At 66.6% G+C, this 21653-nt stretch carries 21 protein-coding genes; 11 read left to right on the forward strand and 10 right to left on the reverse strand.

Annotated features, from left to right (window positions below; translation table 11 throughout):
* Positions 1 to 46 precede the first annotated feature (46 nt).
* From IEW58_RS03625 to tsaD, 4 genes are read right to left on the reverse strand one after another with little or no spacing between them, the layout of a single operon-like run.
* Positions 47 to 589, reverse strand: a complete 543-nt coding sequence (locus IEW58_RS03625; protein WP_188643871.1) for a helix-hairpin-helix domain-containing protein — start codon at positions 587 to 589, stop codon at positions 47 to 49.
* Positions 586 to 2133, reverse strand: coding sequence for a lipopolysaccharide biosynthesis protein (locus tag IEW58_RS03630; protein WP_229658420.1), 1548 nt, complete (start codon positions 2131 to 2133; stop codon positions 586 to 588). The genes IEW58_RS03625 and IEW58_RS03630 overlap by 4 nt, the downstream gene beginning before the upstream one ends.
* Complete coding sequence (locus IEW58_RS03635; RefSeq protein WP_188643872.1) at positions 2130 to 3113, reverse strand: NAD(P)H-dependent glycerol-3-phosphate dehydrogenase; 984 nt, start codon at positions 3111 to 3113, stop codon at positions 2130 to 2132. Before IEW58_RS03635 ends, IEW58_RS03630 begins: the two co-directional genes overlap by 4 nt.
* Positions 3110 to 4147: a tRNA (adenosine(37)-N6)-threonylcarbamoyltransferase complex transferase subunit TsaD gene (gene tsaD, locus IEW58_RS03640; protein ID WP_188643873.1), complete on the reverse strand. Its 1038-nt coding sequence runs from the start codon at positions 4145 to 4147 to the stop codon at positions 3110 to 3112. Before tsaD ends, IEW58_RS03635 begins: the two co-directional genes overlap by 4 nt.
* A gap of 108 nt (positions 4148 to 4255) precedes the next feature.
* On the opposite strand from tsaD, the gene hemC reads away from it, so the two are divergent.
* Genes hemC through IEW58_RS03655 form a run of 3 tightly spaced genes read left to right on the forward strand, consistent with a single transcriptional unit; the run spans position 4256 to position 6777 of the window.
* Positions 4256 to 5131 (forward strand): hydroxymethylbilane synthase, encoded by an 876-nt coding sequence (hemC, locus tag IEW58_RS03645; RefSeq protein WP_229658618.1) that lies wholly within the window; start codon positions 4256 to 4258, stop codon positions 5129 to 5131.
* Entirely contained in the window at positions 5128 to 5832 is a 705-nt protein-coding gene (locus tag IEW58_RS03650; protein WP_188643875.1) for a uroporphyrinogen-III synthase, read from the forward strand. The genes hemC and IEW58_RS03650 overlap by 4 nt, the downstream gene beginning before the upstream one ends.
* 39 nt (positions 5833 to 5871) lie before the next feature.
* Positions 5872 to 6777 carry an MICOS complex subunit MIC60 gene (locus IEW58_RS03655; RefSeq protein ID WP_188643876.1) on the forward strand — a complete coding sequence of 302 codons (906 nt, stop codon included), beginning with the start codon at positions 5872 to 5874 and terminating at the stop codon, positions 6775 to 6777.
* On the opposite strand, the gene IEW58_RS03660 is transcribed toward IEW58_RS03655, so the two are convergent.
* Entirely contained in the window at positions 6774 to 7988 is a 1215-nt protein-coding gene (locus tag IEW58_RS03660) for a UbiH/UbiF/VisC/COQ6 family ubiquinone biosynthesis hydroxylase (protein WP_188643877.1), read from the reverse strand. The two genes, IEW58_RS03655 and IEW58_RS03660, sit on opposite strands and share 4 nt — an antisense overlap.
* A gap of 28 nt (positions 7989 to 8016) precedes the next feature.
* On the opposite strand from IEW58_RS03660, the gene IEW58_RS03665 reads away from it, so the two are divergent.
* Positions 8017 to 10062 carry a protein-disulfide reductase DsbD family protein gene (locus IEW58_RS03665; RefSeq protein ID WP_188643878.1) on the forward strand — a complete coding sequence of 682 codons (2046 nt, stop codon included), beginning with the start codon at positions 8017 to 8019 and terminating at the stop codon, positions 10060 to 10062.
* Here IEW58_RS03665 and IEW58_RS03670 read toward each other — a convergent pair.
* The 4 genes from IEW58_RS03670 to IEW58_RS03685 form a co-directional block, all read right to left on the reverse strand.
* Positions 10025 to 10588: a hypothetical protein gene (locus IEW58_RS03670; RefSeq protein WP_188643879.1), complete on the reverse strand. Its 564-nt coding sequence runs from the start codon at positions 10586 to 10588 to the stop codon at positions 10025 to 10027. The two genes, IEW58_RS03665 and IEW58_RS03670, sit on opposite strands and share 38 nt — an antisense overlap.
* Before the next feature lie 132 nt (positions 10589 to 10720).
* The gene (locus IEW58_RS03675; RefSeq protein ID WP_188643880.1) at positions 10721 to 11521 is read right to left on the reverse strand and encodes a class I SAM-dependent methyltransferase; all 801 of its coding nucleotides are present in this window, start codon (positions 11519 to 11521) and stop codon (positions 10721 to 10723) included.
* Between the two features lie 109 nt (positions 11522 to 11630).
* Positions 11631 to 13826 carry an excinuclease ABC subunit UvrB gene (gene uvrB, locus IEW58_RS03680; protein ID WP_188643881.1) on the reverse strand — a complete coding sequence of 732 codons (2196 nt, stop codon included), beginning with the start codon at positions 13824 to 13826 and terminating at the stop codon, positions 11631 to 11633.
* Positions 13827 to 13894: 68 nt separating this feature from the next.
* Positions 13895 to 14500 (reverse strand): ankyrin repeat domain-containing protein, encoded by a 606-nt coding sequence (locus IEW58_RS03685; protein WP_188643882.1) that lies wholly within the window; start codon positions 14498 to 14500, stop codon positions 13895 to 13897.
* Positions 14501 to 14657: 157 nt separating this feature from the next.
* Between IEW58_RS03685 and IEW58_RS03690 the strand changes: the two genes are divergently transcribed.
* The 7 genes from IEW58_RS03690 (at position 14658) to IEW58_RS03720 (ending at position 20954) form a co-directional block, all read left to right on the forward strand.
* Positions 14658 to 15212: a DUF3617 domain-containing protein gene (locus IEW58_RS03690; protein WP_188643883.1), complete on the forward strand. Its 555-nt coding sequence runs from the start codon at positions 14658 to 14660 to the stop codon at positions 15210 to 15212.
* Between the two features lie 79 nt (positions 15213 to 15291).
* Positions 15292 to 16059 carry an esterase/lipase family protein gene (locus IEW58_RS03695; protein ID WP_188643884.1) on the forward strand — a complete coding sequence of 256 codons (768 nt, stop codon included), beginning with the start codon at positions 15292 to 15294 and terminating at the stop codon, positions 16057 to 16059.
* 76 nt (positions 16060 to 16135) lie between these two features.
* Entirely contained in the window at positions 16136 to 17563 is a 1428-nt protein-coding gene (locus tag IEW58_RS03700) for a circularly permuted type 2 ATP-grasp protein (RefSeq protein ID WP_188643885.1), read from the forward strand.
* A 16-nt stretch (positions 17564 to 17579) separates the two neighbouring features.
* Positions 17580 to 18524 (forward strand): alpha-E domain-containing protein, encoded by a 945-nt coding sequence (locus IEW58_RS03705; RefSeq protein WP_188643886.1) that lies wholly within the window; start codon positions 17580 to 17582, stop codon positions 18522 to 18524.
* A 17-nt stretch (positions 18525 to 18541) separates the two neighbouring features.
* The gene (locus IEW58_RS03710; protein WP_188643887.1) at positions 18542 to 19357 is read left to right on the forward strand and encodes a transglutaminase family protein; all 816 of its coding nucleotides are present in this window, start codon (positions 18542 to 18544) and stop codon (positions 19355 to 19357) included.
* A 52-nt stretch (positions 19358 to 19409) separates the two neighbouring features.
* The gene (locus tag IEW58_RS03715) at positions 19410 to 20168 is read left to right on the forward strand and encodes a proteasome-type protease (RefSeq protein ID WP_188643888.1); all 759 of its coding nucleotides are present in this window, start codon (positions 19410 to 19412) and stop codon (positions 20166 to 20168) included.
* 159 nt (positions 20169 to 20327) lie between these two features.
* Positions 20328 to 20954, forward strand: coding sequence for a response regulator transcription factor (locus IEW58_RS03720; RefSeq protein WP_188643889.1), 627 nt, complete (start codon positions 20328 to 20330; stop codon positions 20952 to 20954).
* Here IEW58_RS03720 and IEW58_RS03725 read toward each other — a convergent pair.
* Positions 20951 to 21619, reverse strand: a complete 669-nt coding sequence (locus IEW58_RS03725; RefSeq protein ID WP_188643890.1) for an extensin family protein — start codon at positions 21617 to 21619, stop codon at positions 20951 to 20953. The two genes, IEW58_RS03720 and IEW58_RS03725, sit on opposite strands and share 4 nt — an antisense overlap.
* Between the last annotated feature and the right edge of the window lie 34 nt (positions 21620 to 21653).

Raw genomic sequence — 21653 nt, forward strand, 5'->3', positions numbered from 1 at the left:
CGACTCCGTCCGCGCCTTAACCAACATTAGTGGCAATCGGTTCCCGTCAGGTGGCGCCGAAGCGCTGTTCGAACCCGGCCGTGTCGCCGGCTGCCAGAAACCGCGCCTGCGCGACCCAGTCGTCGCGCCGGATGCGCCCCTGGAACCGGCCGAGCTGCGCGTCGATCCGGTCGATGTCGCCATCGTCCCAGGCGGCGATCTGATCGAAGCGGGTGATGCCGAACTCGTTCAACGTAGCCGCCAGCTTCGGGCCCAGGCCCTTGATGCGGGTGAGGTCGTCGGCGTGTTCCAGCGCCTCGATCCGCGCCTCTTGCGCCGCTGCGGCAACCGCCACGCCGGCACCGCCGATCGCCTCCGGCACGGCCGGCGGAACTAAGGGAGCATCCTCTCGCACGGCGACGGGCGGCGCATCGATCAGCGCCTGATTGCGTGCGGCGCGGGCGGCGCCTTCGTCGAGGGTGTCGCGCCGGTCCACCGTCACCCGCGTCCGGCGCGTCGTGGCGATGATCCACCATAGCAGCGCGAGTGCCAGCACTGCGCCGATGAGAAGCAGCGGCCAGTTGGCCGAAATGAATTCATTGGCGGTCATGGTCGTGCCTCCGTCAGGTCATTTGCGGGCGCGCCGTCGGCATCGGGAGCGCCATGTTCGAGATTGCGGCGGAAGAGCACCCTGTCCTCGGGGCCGAAGCCGTACCGCCAGATCACCCAGCCGTAAGCAAGCAGAATGGCGGGGATGCCGAACGCGAGCTCGGCCCATTCGGGCAAGCGGGTGGCAAGCCAGCCGACGATGATGGCCGGAGCGCCCGCGATCACCAGCGCCCAGCGCCAGTTGTTGATCCTTTCTCCCAGGATCCGGGCGAGCACCCTGGACTTGACCAGGCTGGCGACGCCGAGCGAGAGCATCAGTGCGGCGGCGGCGCCTGCGGCCTTGAAGGTTTCGGGCCAGCCGAGCCGCTCGACCACGATCATCGCGCCGACCGTCACGATGGCTTGAAAACCGATCGTGCCGAGTGAAATCATCAGGTTGCGCAGGCGCGCGACGTAGATCAGCGCGGCCTCCGAAACGACTGCAGTTGCCGCCACCACTTCGGCGGAAAGCAGGAACGCGAGCGCACCGGTCCCGCCGACGAAATGCGGACCGACGAGACCCATGACAGCCTCGCCGGGAATGCCCAGCGCCAGCGCGATGCCGGCTTGCGCGGCAGTGATCCAGAAGCCCACCTGGCAGACCTGCCGGGCGATCGCGCCGTAATTGCGTTCCTTGAGGTTGCGGGTGATCACCGGCCCGAGGATCGGCTCGAAGCTGGTCTTCAGCTTTTGCGGCAGGGAGGCGACCTGTTGCGCGACATAGTAGACGCCGACCGCGGCGGGTGCGGCGAACAGGCCGAGGATGAAGATGTCGAGCCGCCGGGTACCCCACTCGATTGCGTCTGCGGTGGCCAAGGGAAGAGCGCGCAATGTCATCCGCGCCATGGCGCGGGGGCTCGGTCGCCAGCCCCGGGGCAGACCGTACGAGCGCAGGAAGGACCACAGCGCAGTGAGCAATCCGGCGTAGACCGACGCGAGGTAGGCCATCGACAGGCCCGAGGCAGGAATGACGAACCAGAGCGCTCCTGCGAGAATCGAAAGCGTCCAGGGCAGGACGATGGATCGCGAGCGGACGGTCGCGCCGATATCGAACCGGTAGGCCTGCGCTGCCAAAACGATTTCGGTCAGCGCGTAACCGGGAATCGCGAGCACGATCAGGCGATCGAGCCCGGTGTACTGACCACTGGGGAACATCGGCGCCGGAACCAGCCAGAAGAACGCCGAGGCAAGTCCGCTGGCGATTGCGGCGACGAGCATGCCATCGAACACCAGGTTCGTCGGATGAACGTCCGGCGCCTCCGCCAGTCGCTGGGCCAGCCCGCGTTTCTCCCCCATCGAGCAGATCATCGCCGTCAGTTCGATGACCACGATCGCCGATGCGTAGCGGCCAAGAGCCTCGGCTCCGTAGAGCCTTCCCGCGATGAACAGGAATGGCAGCATTCCCGCCAGGCGCACGAGGAAGCCGAGGAAGTTCGTCCGCCCGCCCTTGGCGAGCGCGGCGATATCTCCCTGGTCCCGTTCGGCGCGCGCCTGCTCGGTGGTCACGCGTCGGTTTCCGGCCCGAGTGGGCGGGCGAGCAGCTCCGCGACGATATCGCGTGCAGGTGCACCGTGAAGCAGGCGATAGACGGCCGCCGCGATCGGCATCGCCACGCCGTGGCGCGCGGCCAGCTCGGTCAGCACCGGAGCGGTGTGCGCGCCCTCGGCCACCGTGCGGCGATCGGCCATCAGCATAGCGGGATCGCCACCTTCTCCGAGCGCCTTGCCGAGGCTGAAATTGCGGCTCGCCGTCGATGAGCAGGTCAGCACCAGGTCTCCAAGGCCGCATAGGCCGGCGAGCGTGTCCCTCTGCGCCCCGAGCGCTTCGCCGAAGCGAAGCATCTCGGCGTAACCGCGCGCAATCAGGGCGGCGCGCGCGTTCTGTCCAAGGCCCAGGCCATCGACGACCCCGCAGGCGATCGCGAGCACGTTCTTGACCGCCCCGCCGATCTCCGCCCCGGTGACGTCGTCGGAGTAGTAGGGGCGGAAAGTCTCGCGCGCGATCACCGGGTGCAGCCGGTGCCATTGCTCGTCTCCGCCACTGCAGGCCAGCGTAACGGCGGTGGGCAAGCCGGCTGCGACCTCGTGCGCGAAAGTGGGGCCGGAGAGGACCGCGACCGCGCTGCCCGGGGCGGCCTCGCGCGCCACGTGGTTCATCAGCCTCCCGCTACCCGCCTCGATGCCCTTCGAGCACAGGACGAGATCGACCGGGTGGCGGGGCATTGCCTGCAGCACGGCGGCGAGATGCTGGGCGGGAGTGACTGCAAGTACCAGTCCCGCCGTCGCCACTTCGGACAGCTCTCCCGTCGCGCGAATGCCGGGCGCAAGCCTTGCAGACGGGAGAAACAGGCTGTTCGTGTGCGCCGCGTTGATCTCCTCGACCAGTTCGGGCTCGCGCGCCCACAGCACAACTTCGCGCCCGTCGCTGGCGAGCATCTGGGCAAGGGCAGTGCCCCACGCGCCCGCTCCGAGGACGGCTACGCTCATCCCTTGACCCCTGCGCCCCGCACCGGCTCCGCCGCCGGGTCGAGCGGCCAGCGCGGGCGGGCAGCGATGTCCAGTGGGTCTCCGGTCACCCCGATCGCCAAACGTTCCTGGCCGGCCCAGGCGATCATCGCCGCGTTGTCCGTGCATAGGCGCGGGGGCGGTGCTGAAAACGCGAGGCCGCGCGCATTCGCAAGCGCCTCGAGCGCACTGCGCATGGCGGCGTTGGCGGCCACTCCGCCCGCCACCACCAGCGCGCTGACGGGCTCCATAGTGTCGAGCGCAATGCGCAAGCGATCCACCACGCAGTCGATCGCAGCCTGCTGGAAGCTCGCGGCGATATCGGCATCGGCATGACGGCCGGTTTCGTGCGCGCGCAGAACCGCGCTCTTGAGGCCCGCGAAGCTGAAATGCGGCTCTCCGCTGCCGACCAGCGGGCGGGGGAGGGGAACCGCCGCAGCGTCGCCTTCGCGAGCGAGCCGTTCCACCGCGGGACCTCCTGGGAAGCCAAGGCCAAGGATCTTGGCGGTCTTGTCGAATGCTTCGCCCAGGGCGTCGTCGATCGTGGTGGCGAAGCGCCGGTAGCGGCCGACCCCTTCCACCCGCAGGATCTGGCAATGGCCGCCCGAAACAAGCAGCAGGGCATAAGGGAATTCAAGCGCCGGTTCGGCGAGGCGGGGAGAGAGCGCGTGACCTTCCAGGTGGTTGATGGCCATCAACGGGATATCGGCGGCCATCGCCAGCGCTTTCGCGGTGACGAGCCCGACCATCACGCCGCCGATCAGGCCGGGGCCCGCCGTCGCAGCGACGGCGTCGAGTGCGGCCAGCTCCATGCCGCCTTCACGAAGGACACTCTCTATCATCGGGGCGAGCCGCTCGGCGTGCGCGCGCGCGGCGATTTCCGGCACCACGCCGCCATAGGGCGCGTGCGCATCGTCCTGGCTGGCGATGGCCTGTGCGATGATGGTGCGATCATGCCCGACCAGCGCCGCTGCCGTCTCGTCGCAGCTCGATTCTATGCCAAGGACTACACCCATCGCACTTTTCCTTAGGCATTTGCATGGCTACGGCAAGCGAGCCTGATGACCCAGCCCACACCGACCGTGCCGCGCCTTCGCCTTGGAACCCGCCGTTCGCCGTTGGCGATGGCGCAAGCGCACGAGGCGCGGGCGCGCCTGTGCAAGTCGCATGGCTGGGACGAAAACGAGATCGAGCTGGTTCCGGTCCTGGCCAGCGGTGACAAGGTGCAGGACCGTCCGCTGGCCGAGATCGGCGGCAAGGCGCTGTGGACCAAGGAGCTCGATGCATGGCTTCTCGAAGGCCGGATCGACGGTGCGGTCCACTCGATGAAGGACGTGGAGACGCTCCGCCCCGACTGGCTCGCGATTGCCGCGATCCTGCCGCGAGCCGATGTGCGCGACGTGCTCATCGGCGCCTCGAGCATCCATGCCATTCCCGAATCGGCACGGGTGGGCACGAGCGCTCCCCGGCGCGCGGCGCAGATGCTGCACCGGCGGCCCGACGTGGAGGTGGTACCGATACGTGGCAACGTCGCGACCCGGCTGGCCCGGCTCGCTGCCGGAGAGGTGGACGTGACCCTGCTGGCCGCCGCCGGCCTTGAACGACTTGGCGAAAGCGGGGTCGGCCATCCGCTGGAAACGGATGACTGGCTGCCTGCTCCAGCGCAAGGCGCGATCGGCATCGAGTGCCGCACCGACGATGCGAAGACGCTCGAATGGCTCGCGGCCATCGACCATTCGCAGAGCCGGGACGAGGTGCTGGCCGAGCGTGCGCTGCTCGCCGCTCTCGGCGGCAATTGCCATTCCCCGATCGCGGTCCTTACCCGCAGCCAGGGTGGGCACCTGGCGATGACCGCGGCAATATTCAGCGGCGACGGGGCGGAAAGGATCGATGGCACGATGACTTTCTCGACCGGCGATCTCGAAGCTCCCGCTCGGCTCGCGGCGGACCTGCTTGCCCGCGCCACGCCGGGCGTGGCGGCCTTGTTCGCCGGCCCATGAACCGCCCTCTGCTGGTCCTGAGGCCAGAGCCGGGGCTTGCGCAGACCCTGGCGCTGGCAACCACGATGGGCCTGCGCGCTCTCGGTGCGCCGCTGTTCGAGATCGAGCCGGTGCCCTGGACCGCTCCAGCGGCAGAGACCTTCGACGGCATCCTGGCAGGAAGTGCGAATGCATTCCGCCACGGCGGCAGCTCACTTGCGAGCCTTGCGAAACTGCCGGTCCACGCGGTCGGTCAGCGCACTGCCGACGCGGCGCGTACGGCCGGCTTCACGGTCGCTACTGCAGGAGCAACCAACCTGCAACGCGTTCTCGATCAACTTGCCCCGCCGCTCCGGTTGCTGCGCCTCGCGGGAGAAAAGCGTGTAATGCTCGAAGCCCCGCAAGGTATCGAGATAGAGGAACGCGCCCTTTATCGCGCCCGGCCCCTTGCCCTCGGCCATGAGGCGGCGGACCTGTTGCTCGATGACGCGATCGCCCTCCTGCATTCGGGCGAGGCCGCGCGCCACTTCGCGCAGGAATGCGCCAGGCTGGGGATCGACCGGGCCGGCGTGGCCATCGCTGCGCTCGCGCCGCGCATCGCTGAAGCCGCGGGGACGGGCTGGCGAGAGGTCGCAACCGCCCAGGAACCGAGCGACCGAGCCCTTCTGGTCATGGCTGCGGACATGTGCCAAACGGGGGTGCGTAACGGGGTCGCACGATAACAGGAGCGAAAAAGCTTCGGGATCGCAGAACGGGACTTGATGGACCAGTATACTCCCGCGAGCCGGCAAGGCTCGTCGTTGAAACCAGTGCTGCTTGCCGTTCTGGCGTCGTTCCTATTGGGAGCTTCGGCGGTCGGCTATCTTGCCTGGCGTGGCTTTTTCACGCCGGCGGAACATGCGCCGCAGGGCGGAACCGGGGCGGCCTCGCCATCCTTGCTTGATTCTCCGACCCCCGAGCCGACGCCCAGCCCGAGCGAAACCGCGCGCGCCGCTGCCGTGGCGCGCGTGGAGGAAACCCAAGGCGGGATAGAGCAGCGCCTGGCCGCGGCCGAGCAGCGCATCGCGCGGCTTGACCTTCAGGCGCAGGCTGCCGGGGGGAATGCGGCACGTGCCGAAGGGCTGCTAATCGCCTTTGCCACCCGCCGCGCCCTCGAACGCGGGGCAGAGCTGGGTTACCTGGGCGATCAGTTGCGCCTCCGGTTCGGGGATGCGCAGCCGAACTCGGTCCAGACCGTTCTAGACTTCGCGAAGGATCCGGTCACTCGGGATGTGTTGCTTGCCCGGTTGGACGGTCTTCAGCCCAGCCTGCAGGCAGGCTCGGGCCGACCGACGCTGGGTCGCTTGCGCGACGAGCTGGCCGGTTTGTTCGTGATCCGCCGGGAGACCACTCCTTCTCCTCAGCCCGCCCGAAGGTTCGAACGGGCGCGGATGTTCCTTGAGACGGGCCGCGTCGACAAGGCGATCGCCGAAGTCCAGATGCTGCCAGGCTCCGACAGCGCGGCCGACTGGATCGCCAACGCGCGGCGCTTCGAACGGGCCCAGCGCGCGCTCGACTTGATCGAGACCGCGGCCGTGCAGGAACCGCGCATGCTTCGCAACGGCGCCGGCCAGCCGGTCGAGCAGCTGAGCCCTGCAGCCACGCCCGTGACGGCAGGGAACGACTAGCCTTTCAGCAGGTCGGGAAGGGTGCCGGAGACGCCGCGCGCCTCGTCCATGAACCAGCGTTTCAGCGGCGAGAGGCGCTGCACGCCGCCCATGCCAAAGCGCCTGATTGCGCTGGCCGCCTTGCCCGGAACGCCGAACAGCCAGGTAAGCCCGTCGGTCGCCACCGCCACGGACAGGCTGTCGAGTCCGCGCCAGCGTTCGTAGCGGGCGAGCAGCTGAGCGTCCCCGGGCTCGAGCCCCAGGCGCATCCCGTCAGCAAGCACCTCGACCAGGGCACCGACATCGCGCAGTCCAAGGTTGAGCCCCTGTCCCGCGATCGGGTGGATGCCGTGCGCCGCATCTCCAACGAGGGCCAGGCGGTCGGCCACGATCCGTGCGGTGTGCTGAAAGCTGAGGGGATAGGATGAACGCGGCCCCACCTTGACGACGGTGCCGAGCACTTCCCTCATGCGCTTGTTCACTTCGGCAAGAAAGGCACGGTCACCAAGCTTCAGCGTGCCGGCGGCGTCTTTCTCGTTCACGGTCCACACCAGCGCGCTGCGGTGATTGCCTGCCTCGTCGTCGCGCATCGGCAGGAGGGCGAAGGGACCGGCCGGATAGAAAATTTCCCACGCGGTGCCTTCGTGTGGCAGCTCGTGCACCAGCCCCGCGATGATCGCGCGGTGGCGATAGTCCCAGTGGGCGAGCGCGAGACCAGCTTCCTCGCGCGTCGGCGAGCGGCGGCCTTCGGCAGCGACCAGGAGGCTCCCCCGAAGCATTCGCCCATCGGCCAGCTTCGCCGCGACTCCGTGCGTCCCTCGCACACGCTCGGTCACCTCGGCACGGGGATGAAAGGCGATCAGCGGCTCACCCGCGGCTGCTTCGTACAGGGCAAGGCGCAGGCGACGGTTCTCGAACATACGTCCCAGCGAGCCTTCGTGCGGCTCGGGCACGAAATCGATCCGGCCCGGTTTGAGCTGATCGCTGACCGCGATGCGCGCGATGGGGCAGGCAAACGGCTCGAGCGCGGGAGCGATGCCGATGTTCTTGAACAGGTTCCAGCTCGCAGTCGAAATCGCAGATGCTCGTCCGTCGAAACCTTCGGCGGTCAGTTCCTCCGGGTCGGCCCGGTCGATCACGTGGCTGGAGATGCCCTTGCGAGCGGCGGCCAAAGCCAGCGTCATGCCGACGAGCCCGCCGCCAAGGATCACGAGGTCGCGCTTGTCGTCCATCGAGCGTCGCCCTAGAGCGCAAGCCACGATGCGCGCAAGGACCTTGCCTCTGCTGGCCGCGATCTGCGCGTTGATTGCCCTTCTCTTGCCGGGTCATCCCTCCGCCCAGGGCGCGCCTGATTCCCGGCCCAATCACATCGCAGCGCGGCTGCTCGCCGAAGGACCCGTTCGTCCGGGCGAGCCGCTATCGCTTGCGATTGCCTTCGATCCCGAGCCGGGCTGGCATGGCTATTGGAAAAACCCGGGTGACGCGGGTTACGGCCTGACGCTCGACTGGCATCTCCCTTCCGGGTGGAAGGCAGGCGAGCCGCAGTATCCGGTGCCGCAGCAGCTCGTCGTCGGCGGGCTGATGAATCATGTTTACGAAGGGCCGTACGCGGTGCTCGTGGAAGTGGCCGTGCCCAAGGGAGCGCGCGCGGCGCCGATCGCCGTCGATGCCCAATGGCTCGCGTGCACCGACAAGATCTGCGTGCCCGAGCAGGCGCGGCTGACCGTGGACTTGGGGCACGCCAGTCGCGATGCGCGTTTCGACCGCTGGCGCGCCGAAATACCGGCGCTGCTCGACCAGAAGGCCTCTTTTGCGATCGACGGCGACAGGTTGCGGGTGGCGATTCCATTGCCGGCCTCCCTGGACAAGCCCGCCCCGCACTTGTTCGTGGAACAGCGCGACCTGGTCCAATACGCCCAACCACAGGCCTTCTTCACCAAGGGTGACCTGCTGGTCGCCGAAGTGCCGCTGGCGGCGACGATGGTTCGCCCGGTAACGGTCGATGGCATCCTGTCGCTCGGCCATGGTGACGGGGTGCGCTTCCTCGCGGTGCCAGGAGACGTGCCGGCAGGAGGCGAGCCGCTGCCGACCGATAGTGACATCGCGAGTCCTTTGTGGCTGCTGGTTCTCGCCGCGCTCGCCGGCGGACTTTTGCTGAACGTGATGCCCTGCGTGTTCCCGATCCTGAGCCTGAAGGCGCTGAGCCTGGCGCGGGCAGGGGAAAGCGACGCCCACGCGCGGATCGAAGGCCTCGCTTACACGGCAGGCGTGGTGCTCGCGACGCTGGCGCTCGGCGCAGTGCTGCTGGCGCTCCGGGCGGCGGGCGAGATGGTCGGCTGGGCGTTCCAGCTGCAGGAGCCGGCAGTGGTGGTCGCGTTGCTCGCGCTCGCGGCGGCGATCACGGCGAACTTCGCGGGGCTGTTCGAGGTCCCGTCCTTCTCGCTCACTCGGGGCGGCGAGCCTTCGGGAGCATTCCTGACCGGCTTGCTTGCCGCTTTCGTCGCCACCCCATGCACCGGCCCATTCATGGCGGCCGCGATGGGGGCCGCCCTTTTGCTGCCCGAGGCACAGGCGATGCTGCTGTTCGGCACACTTGGACTGGGCCTCGCGCTACCGTTTCTGCTGCTCGGCTTCGTGCCCCCCCTGCGCCGGATGCTGCCGCGCCCGGGTAGATGGATGGACACCTTCCGCAAGGCGATGGCGGTGCCCATGGGCCTGACCGCTCTGGCTTTGCTGTGGTTGTGCTGGCGGATCGGCGGCGGGTGGTTCGCTGCCGGTGCCGCGCTGCTCGCGTCACTGGTCGTCGTGGCGCTCGCTGCCTGGTGGAGGTCGCGCCTCGCGGACGGCGGGCGCGGCCGCGGGTTAGCGGTGGGAGCGGCCCTTCTGGTCGCGCTGCTGGCAATCGTGCTGCCGACCCGGATGGTCCGGCCGGCAACCGCGGAGGAAGGCATCGTACCCACGCGGCCCTTTTCCGAGGCCGCACTGGCGAAGGCACGCGCTTCGGGCCAGCCGGTATTCGTGTGGTTCACCGCCGACTGGTGTCTCACCTGCAAGGTCAACGAACGCGTGGCGATCGAGCGGGAGGCAACCAGGGACGCCTTCGAGAAGGCCGGGGTGGTCGCGATGGTTGGCGACTGGACCCGTCGCGATCCGGCGATCGCCCGCTACCTCTCGCGCCAGGGAGCGGCCGGCGTGCCGCTCTACGTCTGGTATGCGCCGGGCAAGGAAGGCGAGATCCTGCCGCAGGTTCTCACTCCCGATAGCCTGGTCACGCTGGCGGAAGGACTGCCGCAGGCTGGTTCCTGACCTCTGGCGCCGAGAGACGCCGGCACAGCTCGACAAGCTGCCCGGGCTCGTTGCTTCCTTCCAGCTTCAAGGTGCCCGCGCCCGGAATGGTCAGTTCGAGCTTGCGGGTGCCAGTCAATGCTTCAAGCCGGGTGTCGGTGGGACGATACCGCCCTTGCCAGAGCCAACCCCGACCGTTGTTCACGGCATCGATCTTCAGACGTTCGACATGCCCGTTTCCGATCAGCGCCATCATTCCCTTCGCACCCGGATCGGTTTCGGCGAAACGGGTGATCTCGATCGCCCGGTTTCCGCCGGAACCCGTGCAGGCGATCGCGAGGTAGGGGGCCTGCCCGGGCTTGCCGAAGACGATCCGTCCGGGTCCCCCGCTCCCGGCCCAGATCGCCCCCGCCACGTCGGGCGATTGGGCGAGCACGCGCGGGCCCGTGCGGTCGGTGGCCAGTTCGATCCGCTGGACGTAGCCGTCGCTGGCAGGCGGGCGGCACGCCGCGAGCGAAGCCAGAAGCAGCGCGGAGAGGCGCTTCATCGGCCGGGGATGAACGCGCGCGCGTCCCGGGCAAGCTTGCTGCGGAGGGTGGGGCATGCGAGCGCCAGCGCAACGAGCGCGGGCAGGGTGCGACGGATCATGCCCGCGCTCTATTCAGCGATGACGGCCAATTCAACGGCGCGGTTTACGGAACTTGTAGAGGAAGCGGTCCGTCTTGCCGCGAATGGATTTGTCGAAGACGTTGAGCGAGTGGTCGTCGGCCGGATTGGCGAGCAAGTCGCTCTGCGCTTCGAGCTTGAATCCTGCCCGCTCGAAATCGGCGCGCACGGTGGCTGGATCGATCCGGTGCAGTTTCTCTACCAGCGCGCGGGTGTCGCCGGCGGGGCCCGCATGGTCGATCACCCCGACCACGGCTCCGGGACGCATCGCTGCATAGAGATTCCGTACGAAGGCATCGGGATCGGTGCGCGGAATGCCGTACTTTTCCGATTCCCAGTAGAGATCGTGGTATGAAAGGTTGATCAACGCGAAGTCGAACGCGTTCGCGGGGGGAGCGAAACGGTCGAACGGGTAGTGCTCAAGCGTCATGCCCGGAGAGGCGGCGACCAGCGCGTCGAGCTTCTGCTTTTCCGGGCCATCCTTGTAGAACTGGTCGGGCTCGAACGCGGCGACCGAGCCCTGCGGTCCGACTGCCGAAGCCATGATCTGTGCCCAGTATCCACTCCCGGTCAACAGATCGGCGGCGTCCATGCCCGCTTGCAGCCTGAGAAAGTTGAGCACTTCGGCGGGCTTGCGCCCTTCGTCCATCGCGCGTGCTTCCTCGGTGCGGGCCGGGTTGGCGATGGCCGAAACAAGACTGGCACCTGTTGCCGCTTCATCGGCGGTCTCTCCTGAGACCGTTGCGCAAGCGGACAACGCGCCTAGCGAGGCGGCAGCGAACGAAACGGCGGCAAGCGCGGCAAGACTCTTCATGACATGTCCCCTTGATGCATGACGATGCGCCCTATTTGGATGAATTGCACCCGCAGGGGAACCTGTGGGCCCCGCGCTCGACCAGGGGTCGTCGCACCCGGCGAACGCCTCAGGGCCTGCCCCGCATCTTCTTGTAGCGCGTCTTGCCGAACCGGTCCTTGCGCGTGCCAGGCTTGCCTTCGTTGCTGCGGCCCACGATGGGAGCCTTGTGCTCGGTATCGGGCAGGCCGAGCTCGTCCGCCTCCAGTCGCCTGATCTCGTCGCGCAGGCGGCCGGCCTCCTCGAATTCGAGGTCGGCGGCGGCGGCCCGCATCCGCTTTTCCAGGTCCTGGATGTATGCGCGCAGGTTGTGGCCGACGAGGTTGTTGCGCTCCGGGTCGCCGGTATCGACCAGCACGCTATCCTTGCTGGCAGTGTGCGCGACAATGTCCTGGATGCCGCGGATGATGGTGGTCGGCGTGATCCCGTGCTCGGCGTTGTAGGCCTGCTGCTTTTCCCGCCGGCGCTCGGTTTCCGCGATCGCGCGCTCCATGCTGCCCGTCATCCGGTCGGCGTAGAGGATGACCTTGCTATCCACGTTGCGCGCCGCGCGGCCGATCGTCTGGATCAGCGAAGTTTCGGACCGCAGGAAACCTTCCTTGTCGGCGTCCAGAATGCAAACGAGACCGCACTCGGGAATGTCGAGGCCTTCGCGCAGCAGGTTGATGCCCACGAGCACGTCGTAGACGCCCAGCCGCAGGTCGCGGATCAGCTCGATGCGCTCCAATGTCTCGACGTCGGAGTGCATGTAGCGAACCCTTAGGCCCGCCTCGTGCATGAACTCGGTCAGGTCTTCGGCCATCCGCTTGGTCAGCGTAGTGACGAGGGTGCGGTAGCCCTTCTGCGCGGTCAGCCGGCACTCGTTGATGCAATCCTGCACCTGGTCCTCGACCGGGCGGATCTCGACCGGCGGGTCGATCAGGCCGGTCGGCCGGATGACTTGTTCGGCGAACACGCCGCCGGTCTGTTCCATCTCCCAGTTGCCGGGCGTGGCGCTGACCGCGAAGGTCTGCGGGCGCATCGCGTCCCACTCGTTGAAACGCAACGGGCGGTTGTCGATGCAGCTCGGCAGGCGGAAGCCGTATTCGGCGAGGGTCAGCTTGCGGCGATGGTCTCCCTTCGCCATCGCGCCGATCTGCGGCACCGTCTGGTGGCTCTCGTCGACGAACAGCAGTGCGTTGTCGGGCAGGTATTCGAACAGCGTCGGCGGCGGCTCGCCGGGGAGCCGACCGGTGAGAAAGCGGCTGTAGTTCTCGATCCCCGCGCAGCTTCCCGTGGCGTTGATCATCTCGAGGTCGAAGTTGGTGCGCTGCTCAAGCCGCTGGGCTTCGAGCAGGCGGCCTTCGGCGTGGAGCTCCTTGAGCCGCTCCTCGAGCTCGAACTTGATCGCCTGCGTCGCCTGCTTCATCGTCGGCCCGGGCGTGACGTAGTGCGAATTGGCGTAGACGCGCACCGAGCTGAGCGACGCGCCCTTCTGGCCGGTCAACGGGTCGAACTCGCTGATTTCCTCGATCTCGTCGCCGAAGAACGACACCCGCCAGGCCATGTCCTCGTAGTGCGAGGGGAAAATCTCCAGGCTGTCGCCCCGCACGCGGAAATTGCCGCGCTGGAAGGCTGCATCGTTGCGCTTGTACTGCAGCGCGACCAGCTTGCGGATGATCTCTCGCTGGTCCTCCTGCGCGCCCTTCTTGAGGTCGAAGATCATGGCCGAGTAGGTTTCGACCGAGCCGATGCCGTAGAGGCACGAAACGGAGGCCACGATAATCACATCGTCGCGTTCGAGCAGGGCCCGGGTTGCCGAGTGGCGCATCCGGTCGATCGCCTCGTTCACCGAGCTTTCCTTCTCGATGTAGGTGTCGGACCGCGGCACGTACGCCTCGGGCTGATAATAGTCGTAGTAGCTGACGAAGTACTCGACCGCGTTGTTGGGAAAGAAGCTCTTGAACTCGCCGTAGAGCTGCGCGGCGAGGATCTTGTTGGGCGCGAGGATCAGGGCGGGGCGCTGCAGTTCCTCGATCACCTTGGCCATCGTGAAAGTCTTGCCCGAGCCGGTGACTCCCAAAAGCACCTGCGTCTGCTCGCCGTCGCGCGCCGAGGCGACGAGTTCCTTGATCGCCGTCGGCTGGTCACCCGCCGGTTCATAGTCGCTGACGATCTCGAACCGCCGGCCGCCCATCGACTTTTCGGGACGCGCGGGCTTGTGCGGAACGAATTTGTCGGAGGTATCGGGCTCTTCCAGCCCGCGACGGATTACCAGTTCGGCCATGTGCCGGGATATGGGCGCGGATGCCCTTTTGTTCCAGTCCGCGCCCTTAAATACCTGCGTTCAGACGCTCAATAGTACGAGCCTGTTTTCAGGCAGGTTTGCCACTTGCGGTACTCGCGCATCTTGCAGGTGCTGTCGGAACACAATGCGTTGCTCGAATACCAGCGCCCTTCGCACATTTTCTCGCGAGCGGTCTGCGTCTTGCCCGGCTTCGCGGAAGCGCTTGCGCGCACAGGAGCGGCGGCTGCGCTAGTGGACGAGGGACGCGCGGAGACGGCCGGCTTCACCGGGTTCACGCCGGTTCGCGCCTCGATCGCGGCGGCGATGGCGGCTTTGATTAGCGTGGTCGAGCCTACGTCGTAGGCCGAAGTGCCCCACTGGGTGGCGAGTGTCGGATCGGCGCCGCGCTCGAGCAGTGCCTTGACCATCTCGAGGTTGCCGGATTCGGCTGCGTAATGCAGCATTGTCCAGCCTTCATAGTTGCCCTGGTCGATGGGGAAGTCGCCGCGGTCGATGATCTCGAGCGCCTGCGCGTTCATCTTGTTGACGACGTAGTGATGCGCATTCTCGAAGGCGTCAGCCTGCGCGATGGCGGGCGTCGCGATCGGGGCCACCGATTGCCCGCCGATGATAACTGCAAGCGCCAGCGCGCTAGCGGCGAGAAGCTTCTTCATTTCGTGCAACCCCTGTTCGTCTGCCGGGCCTATAGCGGTAAGCAGCCGGAAACGATTGGAAGGACGCGACTTTGTGTCCGAAGTCAGTTCGCTGATGGCGCGCTTGCTCGATTGAGCTAGATTGCGCGCTGTTCTCCCGGTCCGGAAGGAAGTTGCCATGAACCATCTCCCGCTCGCGTCAGTCCTCCTGGCCACCTTCGCCCTTGCAGGTTGCGGCGGGAAGGAAGCGAAGGAACCCGTCTCGAAGGAAAGGATCATCGCCGAGGCGGGGGAACTCGCCCGGCCGCTACCGGGACAATACGAAACCAGCGTGAAGCTGCTCAGCTTCTCCGTCCCGGGCCTTTCCGAGGAGCAGGCGGACAAGGTCAAGGGCATGATGGGCGACGTCGGCGGCAAGTCCTCCGGCTATTGCCTGACGCCCGACGAAGCGAAGAAGGGGTTCGAGGAATCCGTTCGCAAGATGAGCCAGGGGCAGGGCGGGGTGAATTGCGAATTCTCCCGGTTCGATGTCGATGGCGGCAAGCTTTCCGCGGAAATGACCTGCAAGGGCCCCCAAGGCATGGAATCGATGATGAAGATCGATGGCACGGCCACGGCCCAAAGCACCGCGATGCACATGGCCATGACCCAGAAGACCTCGATGATCCCGGGCGGCGAAATGCGCATGGAGATGCAGATGGATTCGCGCCGCACGGGCGATTGCAGTTCGTGAGGGCACTGGTGAAACCGGGGCCGAGGTTCGCGCGTTGAAGCTTCACCGCGGACCATCGCGGCAGGAGATTACCGGCCCGATGGCTGCACTGCTGTCAATCGAGACTATCAGCAACGCCTGCGATAGCGTTTCGCATCGTCTCGCGCTGGCGCGCGAGCCGGCGCCGGAAGCAGCGGGCGGACCCTCGCTGCGACGTCTTGCGGGTGAGCTTTCGGCCCTGGGCGAACCTTTTCGCCGGCCCTTTCGCCCCCGCGCGCCCATCCCCCTGGCGGCTGTTTCCCGGTCCGTCATGCTCTTGCCAGGTTTCGCAACCCATCCGGTGCGGATGCGCTTCCTGGCCCGAGGATTGCGGGAAGCGGGGCATCGGGTGTTTCACTGGGGCGAGGGGTTCAACTGGGGCGCGAGCGCGGAGCGGCTCGACCGGCTCGAGGCCAGAGCGCAGGCTCTTTCGGAGCGCTGCGGCGAGCCGATCGTGCTGGTCGGCTGGAGCCTGGGCGGCCTGTTCGCACGCGAGGTCGCCAAGCGGCGGCCGCGAGCGGTGTCCAAGGTGGTGACCATGGGTTCGCCGTTTTCCTATTCGCCCCGGGCAAACAACGTGTGGCGTGCCTACCAGCTCATTACCGGCCACCCGGTCGATAAACCTCCGGTCGCCGTCGACCTGTCGGTCAAGCCCCCGGTCGAGACGGTTGCGATGTGGAGCCCCCGCGACGGAATCGTGCATCCGCGGGCCGCTCGAGGTATTGCGGGAGAGCGCGACCGGGAATTGGCGCTGCGCTGCACCCACCTCGGTTTTGCCTACGATCCCGAGGCGCTCTCTGCCGTGCTGCGCGAGCTCGATCCCGGATGACGCTTGCTGAAATGGGCGGGGGACAGGCTTCGTCGCGTATGCCAAGAGCCGCGCAAACCGACTATGCAGGGCTTTCATGAGCGGCGCGGCGCAGACTTTTGACGAGATGTACGACGCCGACGGGGCGGTGCGACCGGCTTATGCCGACTACGCTGCCTGGTTCGAAGCGCAGGAACCCGGCTGGCTGCGGCGCAAGAACCAGGAGACGGAAGGGGTTTTCCGCCGTACCGGGATCACCTTCAACGTCTATGGCGAGGATGCGGCGGAGGAACGGCTGATCCCGTTCGACATGATCCCGCGCATCGTCTCCGCAGCCGAATGGCGCCGCCTTAGCCGCGGGATCGAGCAGCGCGTGCGCGCACTCAACGCATTTATCCACGATCTCTATCACCGGCAGGAGATCATCCGCGCCGGCCGGGTGCCCGAACGACTGTTCCGCGACAACGCCGCTTGGCTGCCCAACATGGTCGGCTTTACCCCGCCGGGCGGGGTTTACACGCATGTCGTCGGCATCGATCTCGTGCGCACCGGACCGAACGATTTCTTCGTGCTGGAGGACAATGCCCGTACCCCGAGCGGCGTTTCCTACATGCTCGAGAACCGCGAGACGATGATGGGGATGTTCCCCGAACTCTTCACTCGCTCTCAGGTGGAAACGGTCAGCGATTATCCCATGCGGCTTGCCCGCAGCCTGGCCGCCTGCGCACCGCCCGGGACAATGGGCAAGCCGGTGGTGGCGGTGTTGACGCCCGGAATCTACAACTCCGCCTACTACGAACACGCATTCCTGGCCGACCAGATGGGCGCGGAACTCGTCGAAGGGTCCGATCTGCGAGTGGTCGATGGCCGGGTGGCGATGCGCACCACTTGCGGTTACGAGCCGATCGACGTGCTCTATCGCCGGGTGGATGACGAGTACCTCGATGCGCTGACGTTCAATCCGGAAAGCGTACTCGGGGTGCCCGGCCTGATGGACGTTTACCGGGCAGGGAGGATCACGATCGCCAACGCGCCGGGGACCGGGGTGGCCGACGACAAGGCGGTCTATTCGTTCATGCCGGATATCGTCGAGTTCTACACCGGCGAGAAGCCGCTGCTGCCCAATGTCGAGACCTTCCGCTGCGCAGATCCCGACAGCCTCAGATACGTTCTCGACAACCTGGCCGAACTGGTGGTCAAGGAAGTCCACGGGTCGGGAGGCTACGGAATGCTCGTTGGCCCGGCGGCCAGCAAGCGGGAGATCGCCGAATTCCGCCGCAAGCTGGTCGCGCGTCCGGAAAACTATATCGCGCAGCCGACGCTGGCGCTTTCGACCTGTCCGGTGTTCACGCGCCGCGGCCTGGCGCCGCGCCATGTCGATCTGCGTCCGTATGTGCTCGTCTCTCCCAACGGAATCGAGATCACGCCCGGCGGCCTTACGCGGGTCGCGCTCAAGAAGGGATCGCTGGTCGTCAATTCGTCGCAGGGTGGCGGGACCAAGGACACCTGGGTGCTGAAAGACTGATGCGCGGCATACCGTCATGCTAGGCCGCACCGCCAACGGGCTCTTCTGGATGTTCCGCTACCTCGAGCGGGCGGAGAACACCGCGCGCCTTCTCGAAGCCGGACTGCGGATGGCGCTGACCCGCGACCTGATCACTGCCGAAGAGGAATGGCGGTCGGTCATCCATGCCGCGGGCGAGAGCCGCGCCTACCGCGCCAAACACGGCACCTACACCGGCATCCAGGTGTGGAACCACATCCTGCGGGACAAGGACAACAGCGGCAGCGTGCTGGCGATGATGCGACAGGTGCGCACGAACGCGCGCGCCGTGCGCAATGCCATCAGCGGGGAGCTGTGGCGGGTGGTCAACGAAAGCTGGATGCAACTGGACGATGCCCTCTTGCGGCCGGTGACTCAGGGGTCGGTGGGTGACGTCATTGCGCTGGTCAAACGCGCGGGAACCCTGGCCCATGGCGCGATGGCCAATTCGATGCTGCGCGATGCGGGCTACAACTTTGCGCGTGCTGGAACACTGGTCGAGCGAGCGGACAATACAGCCCGTATTCTCGACATGAAGTATTACCTGCTGCTTCCGTCGCTCAGCTACGTCGGAACTCCGCTGGACAGCGGGCAATGGGATCACGTGCTGCGTTCAGTCTCCGGCCAGAGGGCCTACCGCTGGCTCAACGCCGGGCAGACCGACCCCCGCGGTATCGTGCAGTTCCTCGTGCTGGACGAACGCTTCCCGCGCAGCCTCGCTTACTGCCACTCGCTGCTCCAGCAGAACCTGGAATCGCTATCGAAGAACCGTAAGGAAGGACTTGAAAGCACCGGTCTCATTCGCCGCTCCGCGGCCCGCCTGGGCGATCTGACCGTGGGCCAGATCTTCGAGCAGGGACTACACGAATTCCTGGTCGAGTTCATGGGCTGCAACGCGCGGATCGCGCTCGCCATTTCCGACGATTACCGGTTCCAGCGGTAAGGAAGGGCAAGCATCCCATGCGCCTCGCTATCCGCCACGCCACCCGCTACACGTTCGACCAGCCGGTGGTCCACGCGCTCCAGCGCCTGCGCCTGACGCCCAAGGCGACGCAGGGGCAGGTCGTGCTGGACTGGTCGATGCGCCTCGAGGGTGCCCGCGAGGAACTTCAGTACGAGGACCAGCATCACAACCACGTCACCCTCATCTCGGTCGAGCCGGGGGTGGAGGAGGTCGTCATCACCTGCGAGGGCACGGTGGAGACCCGCGACCACGCGGGCGTGATCGGCTACCATTCCGGGCACCTGCCATTGTGGAGCTTCGTCGGTCAGACGGACCTCACCCGGCCCGGGTCGCGCCTTCGTCACCTGTTGCGCGGGCTGGAGGCGCCGGACCGCAGCCGCTTGGAATATCTCCACGCCCTGTCCGCCGCCATCCGCGAACAGGTGGCTTACGGAACCGGAGCTACTGGGGCCAACACCACTGCCGAACAGTCTCTAGAAGCGGGTTGCGGCGTGTGCCAGGACCACGCCCATATCTTCATCGGCGCGGCCCGGCTGACCGGGATCCCGGCGCGCTACGTTTCCGGCTACCTGATGATGAACGACCGGATCGACCAGGAAGCGACCCATGCGTGGGCGGAAGCTCATGTCGATGGGTTGGGCTGGGTGGGCTTCGACGTCTCGAACGGTATCAGCCCCGATCCCCGCTACGTCCGGCTCGCCACCGGGCGCGACTATCGCGACGCAGCGCCGGTCACCGGTATCAGCTACGGCGGGGCGAGGGAGGAACTGCACGTCGAGGTCGCTGTGGAACAACAGCAACAGGAACAGTGACGCGGACGGGGAGTTTGCCCAAACTTCCCGCCTGAGCAAGCCGAGGATCGAGATGACGTATTGCGTGGGAATGGTGCTCGACCGGGGACTGGTGATGATGAGCGACACCCGCACGAATTCGGGCGTCGACAACATCTCGGTGTTCCGCAAGATGACCTCCTGGCAGGTGCCGGGGGAGCGGATCGTCACGATCATGACGGCGGGCAACCTCGCCACGACCCAGGCGGTGATCAGCCAGCTGGAAGAGCGCACCAAGGCACCGGGCGAACGGCGGAACACCGTCTTCGATTCAACCACGATGTTCCAGGTAGCTACCGAGGTCGGGCGGCTGCTGCGCGAAACCATCGAGGAACGGCAGGCCGCCAATGGACCAGCCGGACAAGGCCGCTTCACCGCCTCTATGATTGTCGCGGGACAGATCAGGGGCATGGAGCCCCGGCTGTTCATGATTTATCCCGAAGGCAATTTCATCGAAGCGAGCTGGGACACGCCGTTCTTCCAGATTGGCGAAACCAAGTACGGTCGCCCAATCCTCATCCGTGCCTATGACCGGGAAATGAGCTTCGAGGACGCGGTCAAGCTGCTGCTGGTGAGCTTCGATTCCACCCTCAAGGCCAACCTCTCGGTCGGTCTGCCGCTCGACCTTATGGTCATCGAGCGGGACACTTTCACGGCCACCCACGAGCGACGCATCACGCATGAAGATGAGTACTACCAGGCGATATCCGCCGGGTGGAGCGAGGCACTGAAAGACGCCTTCACAGCGCTGCCCGACTACAGCTTCTATTCGCAACCTCAGGATACACCCTAGAACCCTACAGGCCGGGCAAGGGGCGAGATTTTCATCCGATCTGGTGCCGATCCGCTCGGGCGCGCCACGGCGCAATCCGCAGCTCTACTTAATGCTATCGGTCCATTTAGAAGCAATTCGAGGGTTTATCGTCTTGTTTTAGCGGGCATCCGGTCGCCTATGACCGAACGCCAGATCCTCCATTTCGTCGCCTCTGACAGTCATCTTCGCGCCGATCTTGCCCGCATCACGTTCGCCCTGGGGCACCATGCCGAGGTTTACGCGGACATTGCGGAACTTGCCGACCACCCACCATGCCGAGGCGTCATCGCGGTTTGCGATCGGGACGAAGATGAGGGTGGCGAAGGCAGTGCCGCCGATATTCTCGCTTATCTCGCCGACCGCGGGATCTGGCTGCCGCTGGTCGCGATGTCGGCTTCTCCGAGCACCGGGCGCGTGGTGGCGGCGATCAAGGCCGGCGCGCTCGATTACCTGCCCCTGCCGCTCGAACCGGCGCGGCTCGCTGCCATGCTCCGCTGCATCGGCGACGAGGCCCGCATTCATGCCGAGGCGCGCCGCCGCATGATCGAAGCGCGCAGCCGCATCGGGGTGCTTTCGACGCGCGAGCGCGAGGTCCTCGATTGGCTTGCGCGCGGGAGCAGCAACAAGTCGATCGCACGAGTGCTCGACATCAGCCCGCGCACGGTCGAGATCCATCGCGCCAACATGATGAACAAGCTGGGCGCATCGCACCCCGCGGAAGTGGTCCGCCTGCGTTTCGAAGCGCGGCTGGAATCGGCCGGCTAGCGGCAGAAGCTAGCGGGCGCTCCGGCCTCGAGGTGGAGGTGATCCTTGTGCGCGGCGTTGTAATCGGGCCCCAGCACCGTGCCGAACCGGCGGCAGGCGCTCTGGTGGACGAGCCGCAGGAACTCGCGCTCCTGCCGTGATCCGTCGCTCCAGTCACCGAGGATGCTTACACGCCGTCCGTCGGCCAGTATGAAGGCCGAAACGTCGATGGCCCGGGCGGTCGCATGCGCCGAACGACGGCTGCTACCGGCGACATCGCGGCAGGAATAGCTGCCCATGGTCTCGATGCGTACGAGCCCACTGCCGAAGACCTGGCGGGCAGCCCGGTCGACTCCGAAGCGCGCCCAAGCGGCGGCGGTCTCTGCCAGCGGGCAGGCCACAGGGCCGAGATTGGCGAGCGTGAAGCGCGCCTCGTCGCCTTGGAGCTCGCTGAGGCTGACGGTCCCGACGGTCGAGCACCCGGCACCGTAGTAACGGTCCGACACAGGCGAAAAGCCCGCCCCCGCAGCGCCGAGCGCGGCAAGGCACTGGCGCGCGTCCGAACTAACTGCCGCAGGTCGAGGAGCGCTTACCGGCGCTCTGACCGTGCTGCTGCCTTCCGGGACGAGCGGACCGCAAGCCGCCAGCGACAGGGGTAGCAGGGCAAGGGCGAAACGGCCGGCCATGATGTGCGATATTGGCGCATCATGGTTAACAGCG

The organism is Tsuneonella deserti (genome assembly GCF_014644315.1).
GTDB lineage: Bacteria > Pseudomonadota > Alphaproteobacteria > Sphingomonadales > Sphingomonadaceae > Tsuneonella > Tsuneonella deserti.

Coding starts and splice junctions, on each gene's coding strand:
- IEW58_RS03625 (WP_188643871.1), bottom strand. CDS start 589: ATGACCGCCAATGAATTCATTTCGGCCAACTGGCCGCTGCTTCTCATC.
- IEW58_RS03635 (WP_188643872.1), bottom strand. CDS start 3,113: ATGAGCGTAGCCGTCCTCGGAGCGGGCGCGTGGGGCACTGCCCTTGCC.
- tsaD (WP_188643873.1), bottom strand. CDS start 4,147: ATGGGTGTAGTCCTTGGCATAGAATCGAGCTGCGACGAGACGGCAGCG.
- hemC (WP_229658618.1), top strand. CDS start 4,256: ATGGCGCAAGCGCACGAGGCGCGGGCGCGCCTGTGCAAGTCGCATGGC.
- IEW58_RS03650 (WP_188643875.1), top strand. CDS start 5,128: ATGAACCGCCCTCTGCTGGTCCTGAGGCCAGAGCCGGGGCTTGCGCAG.
- IEW58_RS03655 (WP_188643876.1), top strand. CDS start 5,872: ATGGACCAGTATACTCCCGCGAGCCGGCAAGGCTCGTCGTTGAAACCA.
- IEW58_RS03660 (WP_188643877.1), bottom strand. CDS start 7,988: ATGGACGACAAGCGCGACCTCGTGATCCTTGGCGGCGGGCTCGTCGGC.
- IEW58_RS03665 (WP_188643878.1), top strand. CDS start 8,017: ATGCGCGCAAGGACCTTGCCTCTGCTGGCCGCGATCTGCGCGTTGATT.
- IEW58_RS03670 (WP_188643879.1), bottom strand. CDS start 10,588: ATGAAGCGCCTCTCCGCGCTGCTTCTGGCTTCGCTCGCGGCGTGCCGC.
- IEW58_RS03675 (WP_188643880.1), bottom strand. CDS start 11,521: ATGAAGAGTCTTGCCGCGCTTGCCGCCGTTTCGTTCGCTGCCGCCTCG.
- uvrB (WP_188643881.1), bottom strand. CDS start 13,826: ATGGCCGAACTGGTAATCCGTCGCGGGCTGGAAGAGCCCGATACCTCC.
- IEW58_RS03685 (WP_188643882.1), bottom strand. CDS start 14,500: ATGAAGAAGCTTCTCGCCGCTAGCGCGCTGGCGCTTGCAGTTATCATC.
- IEW58_RS03690 (WP_188643883.1), top strand. CDS start 14,658: ATGAACCATCTCCCGCTCGCGTCAGTCCTCCTGGCCACCTTCGCCCTT.
- IEW58_RS03695 (WP_188643884.1), top strand. CDS start 15,292: ATGGCTGCACTGCTGTCAATCGAGACTATCAGCAACGCCTGCGATAGC.
- IEW58_RS03700 (WP_188643885.1), top strand. CDS start 16,136: ATGAGCGGCGCGGCGCAGACTTTTGACGAGATGTACGACGCCGACGGG.
- IEW58_RS03705 (WP_188643886.1), top strand. CDS start 17,580: ATGCTAGGCCGCACCGCCAACGGGCTCTTCTGGATGTTCCGCTACCTC.
- IEW58_RS03710 (WP_188643887.1), top strand. CDS start 18,542: ATGCGCCTCGCTATCCGCCACGCCACCCGCTACACGTTCGACCAGCCG.
- IEW58_RS03715 (WP_188643888.1), top strand. CDS start 19,410: ATGACGTATTGCGTGGGAATGGTGCTCGACCGGGGACTGGTGATGATG.
- IEW58_RS03720 (WP_188643889.1), top strand. CDS start 20,328: ATGACCGAACGCCAGATCCTCCATTTCGTCGCCTCTGACAGTCATCTT.
- IEW58_RS03725 (WP_188643890.1), bottom strand. CDS start 21,619: ATGGCCGGCCGTTTCGCCCTTGCCCTGCTACCCCTGTCGCTGGCGGCT.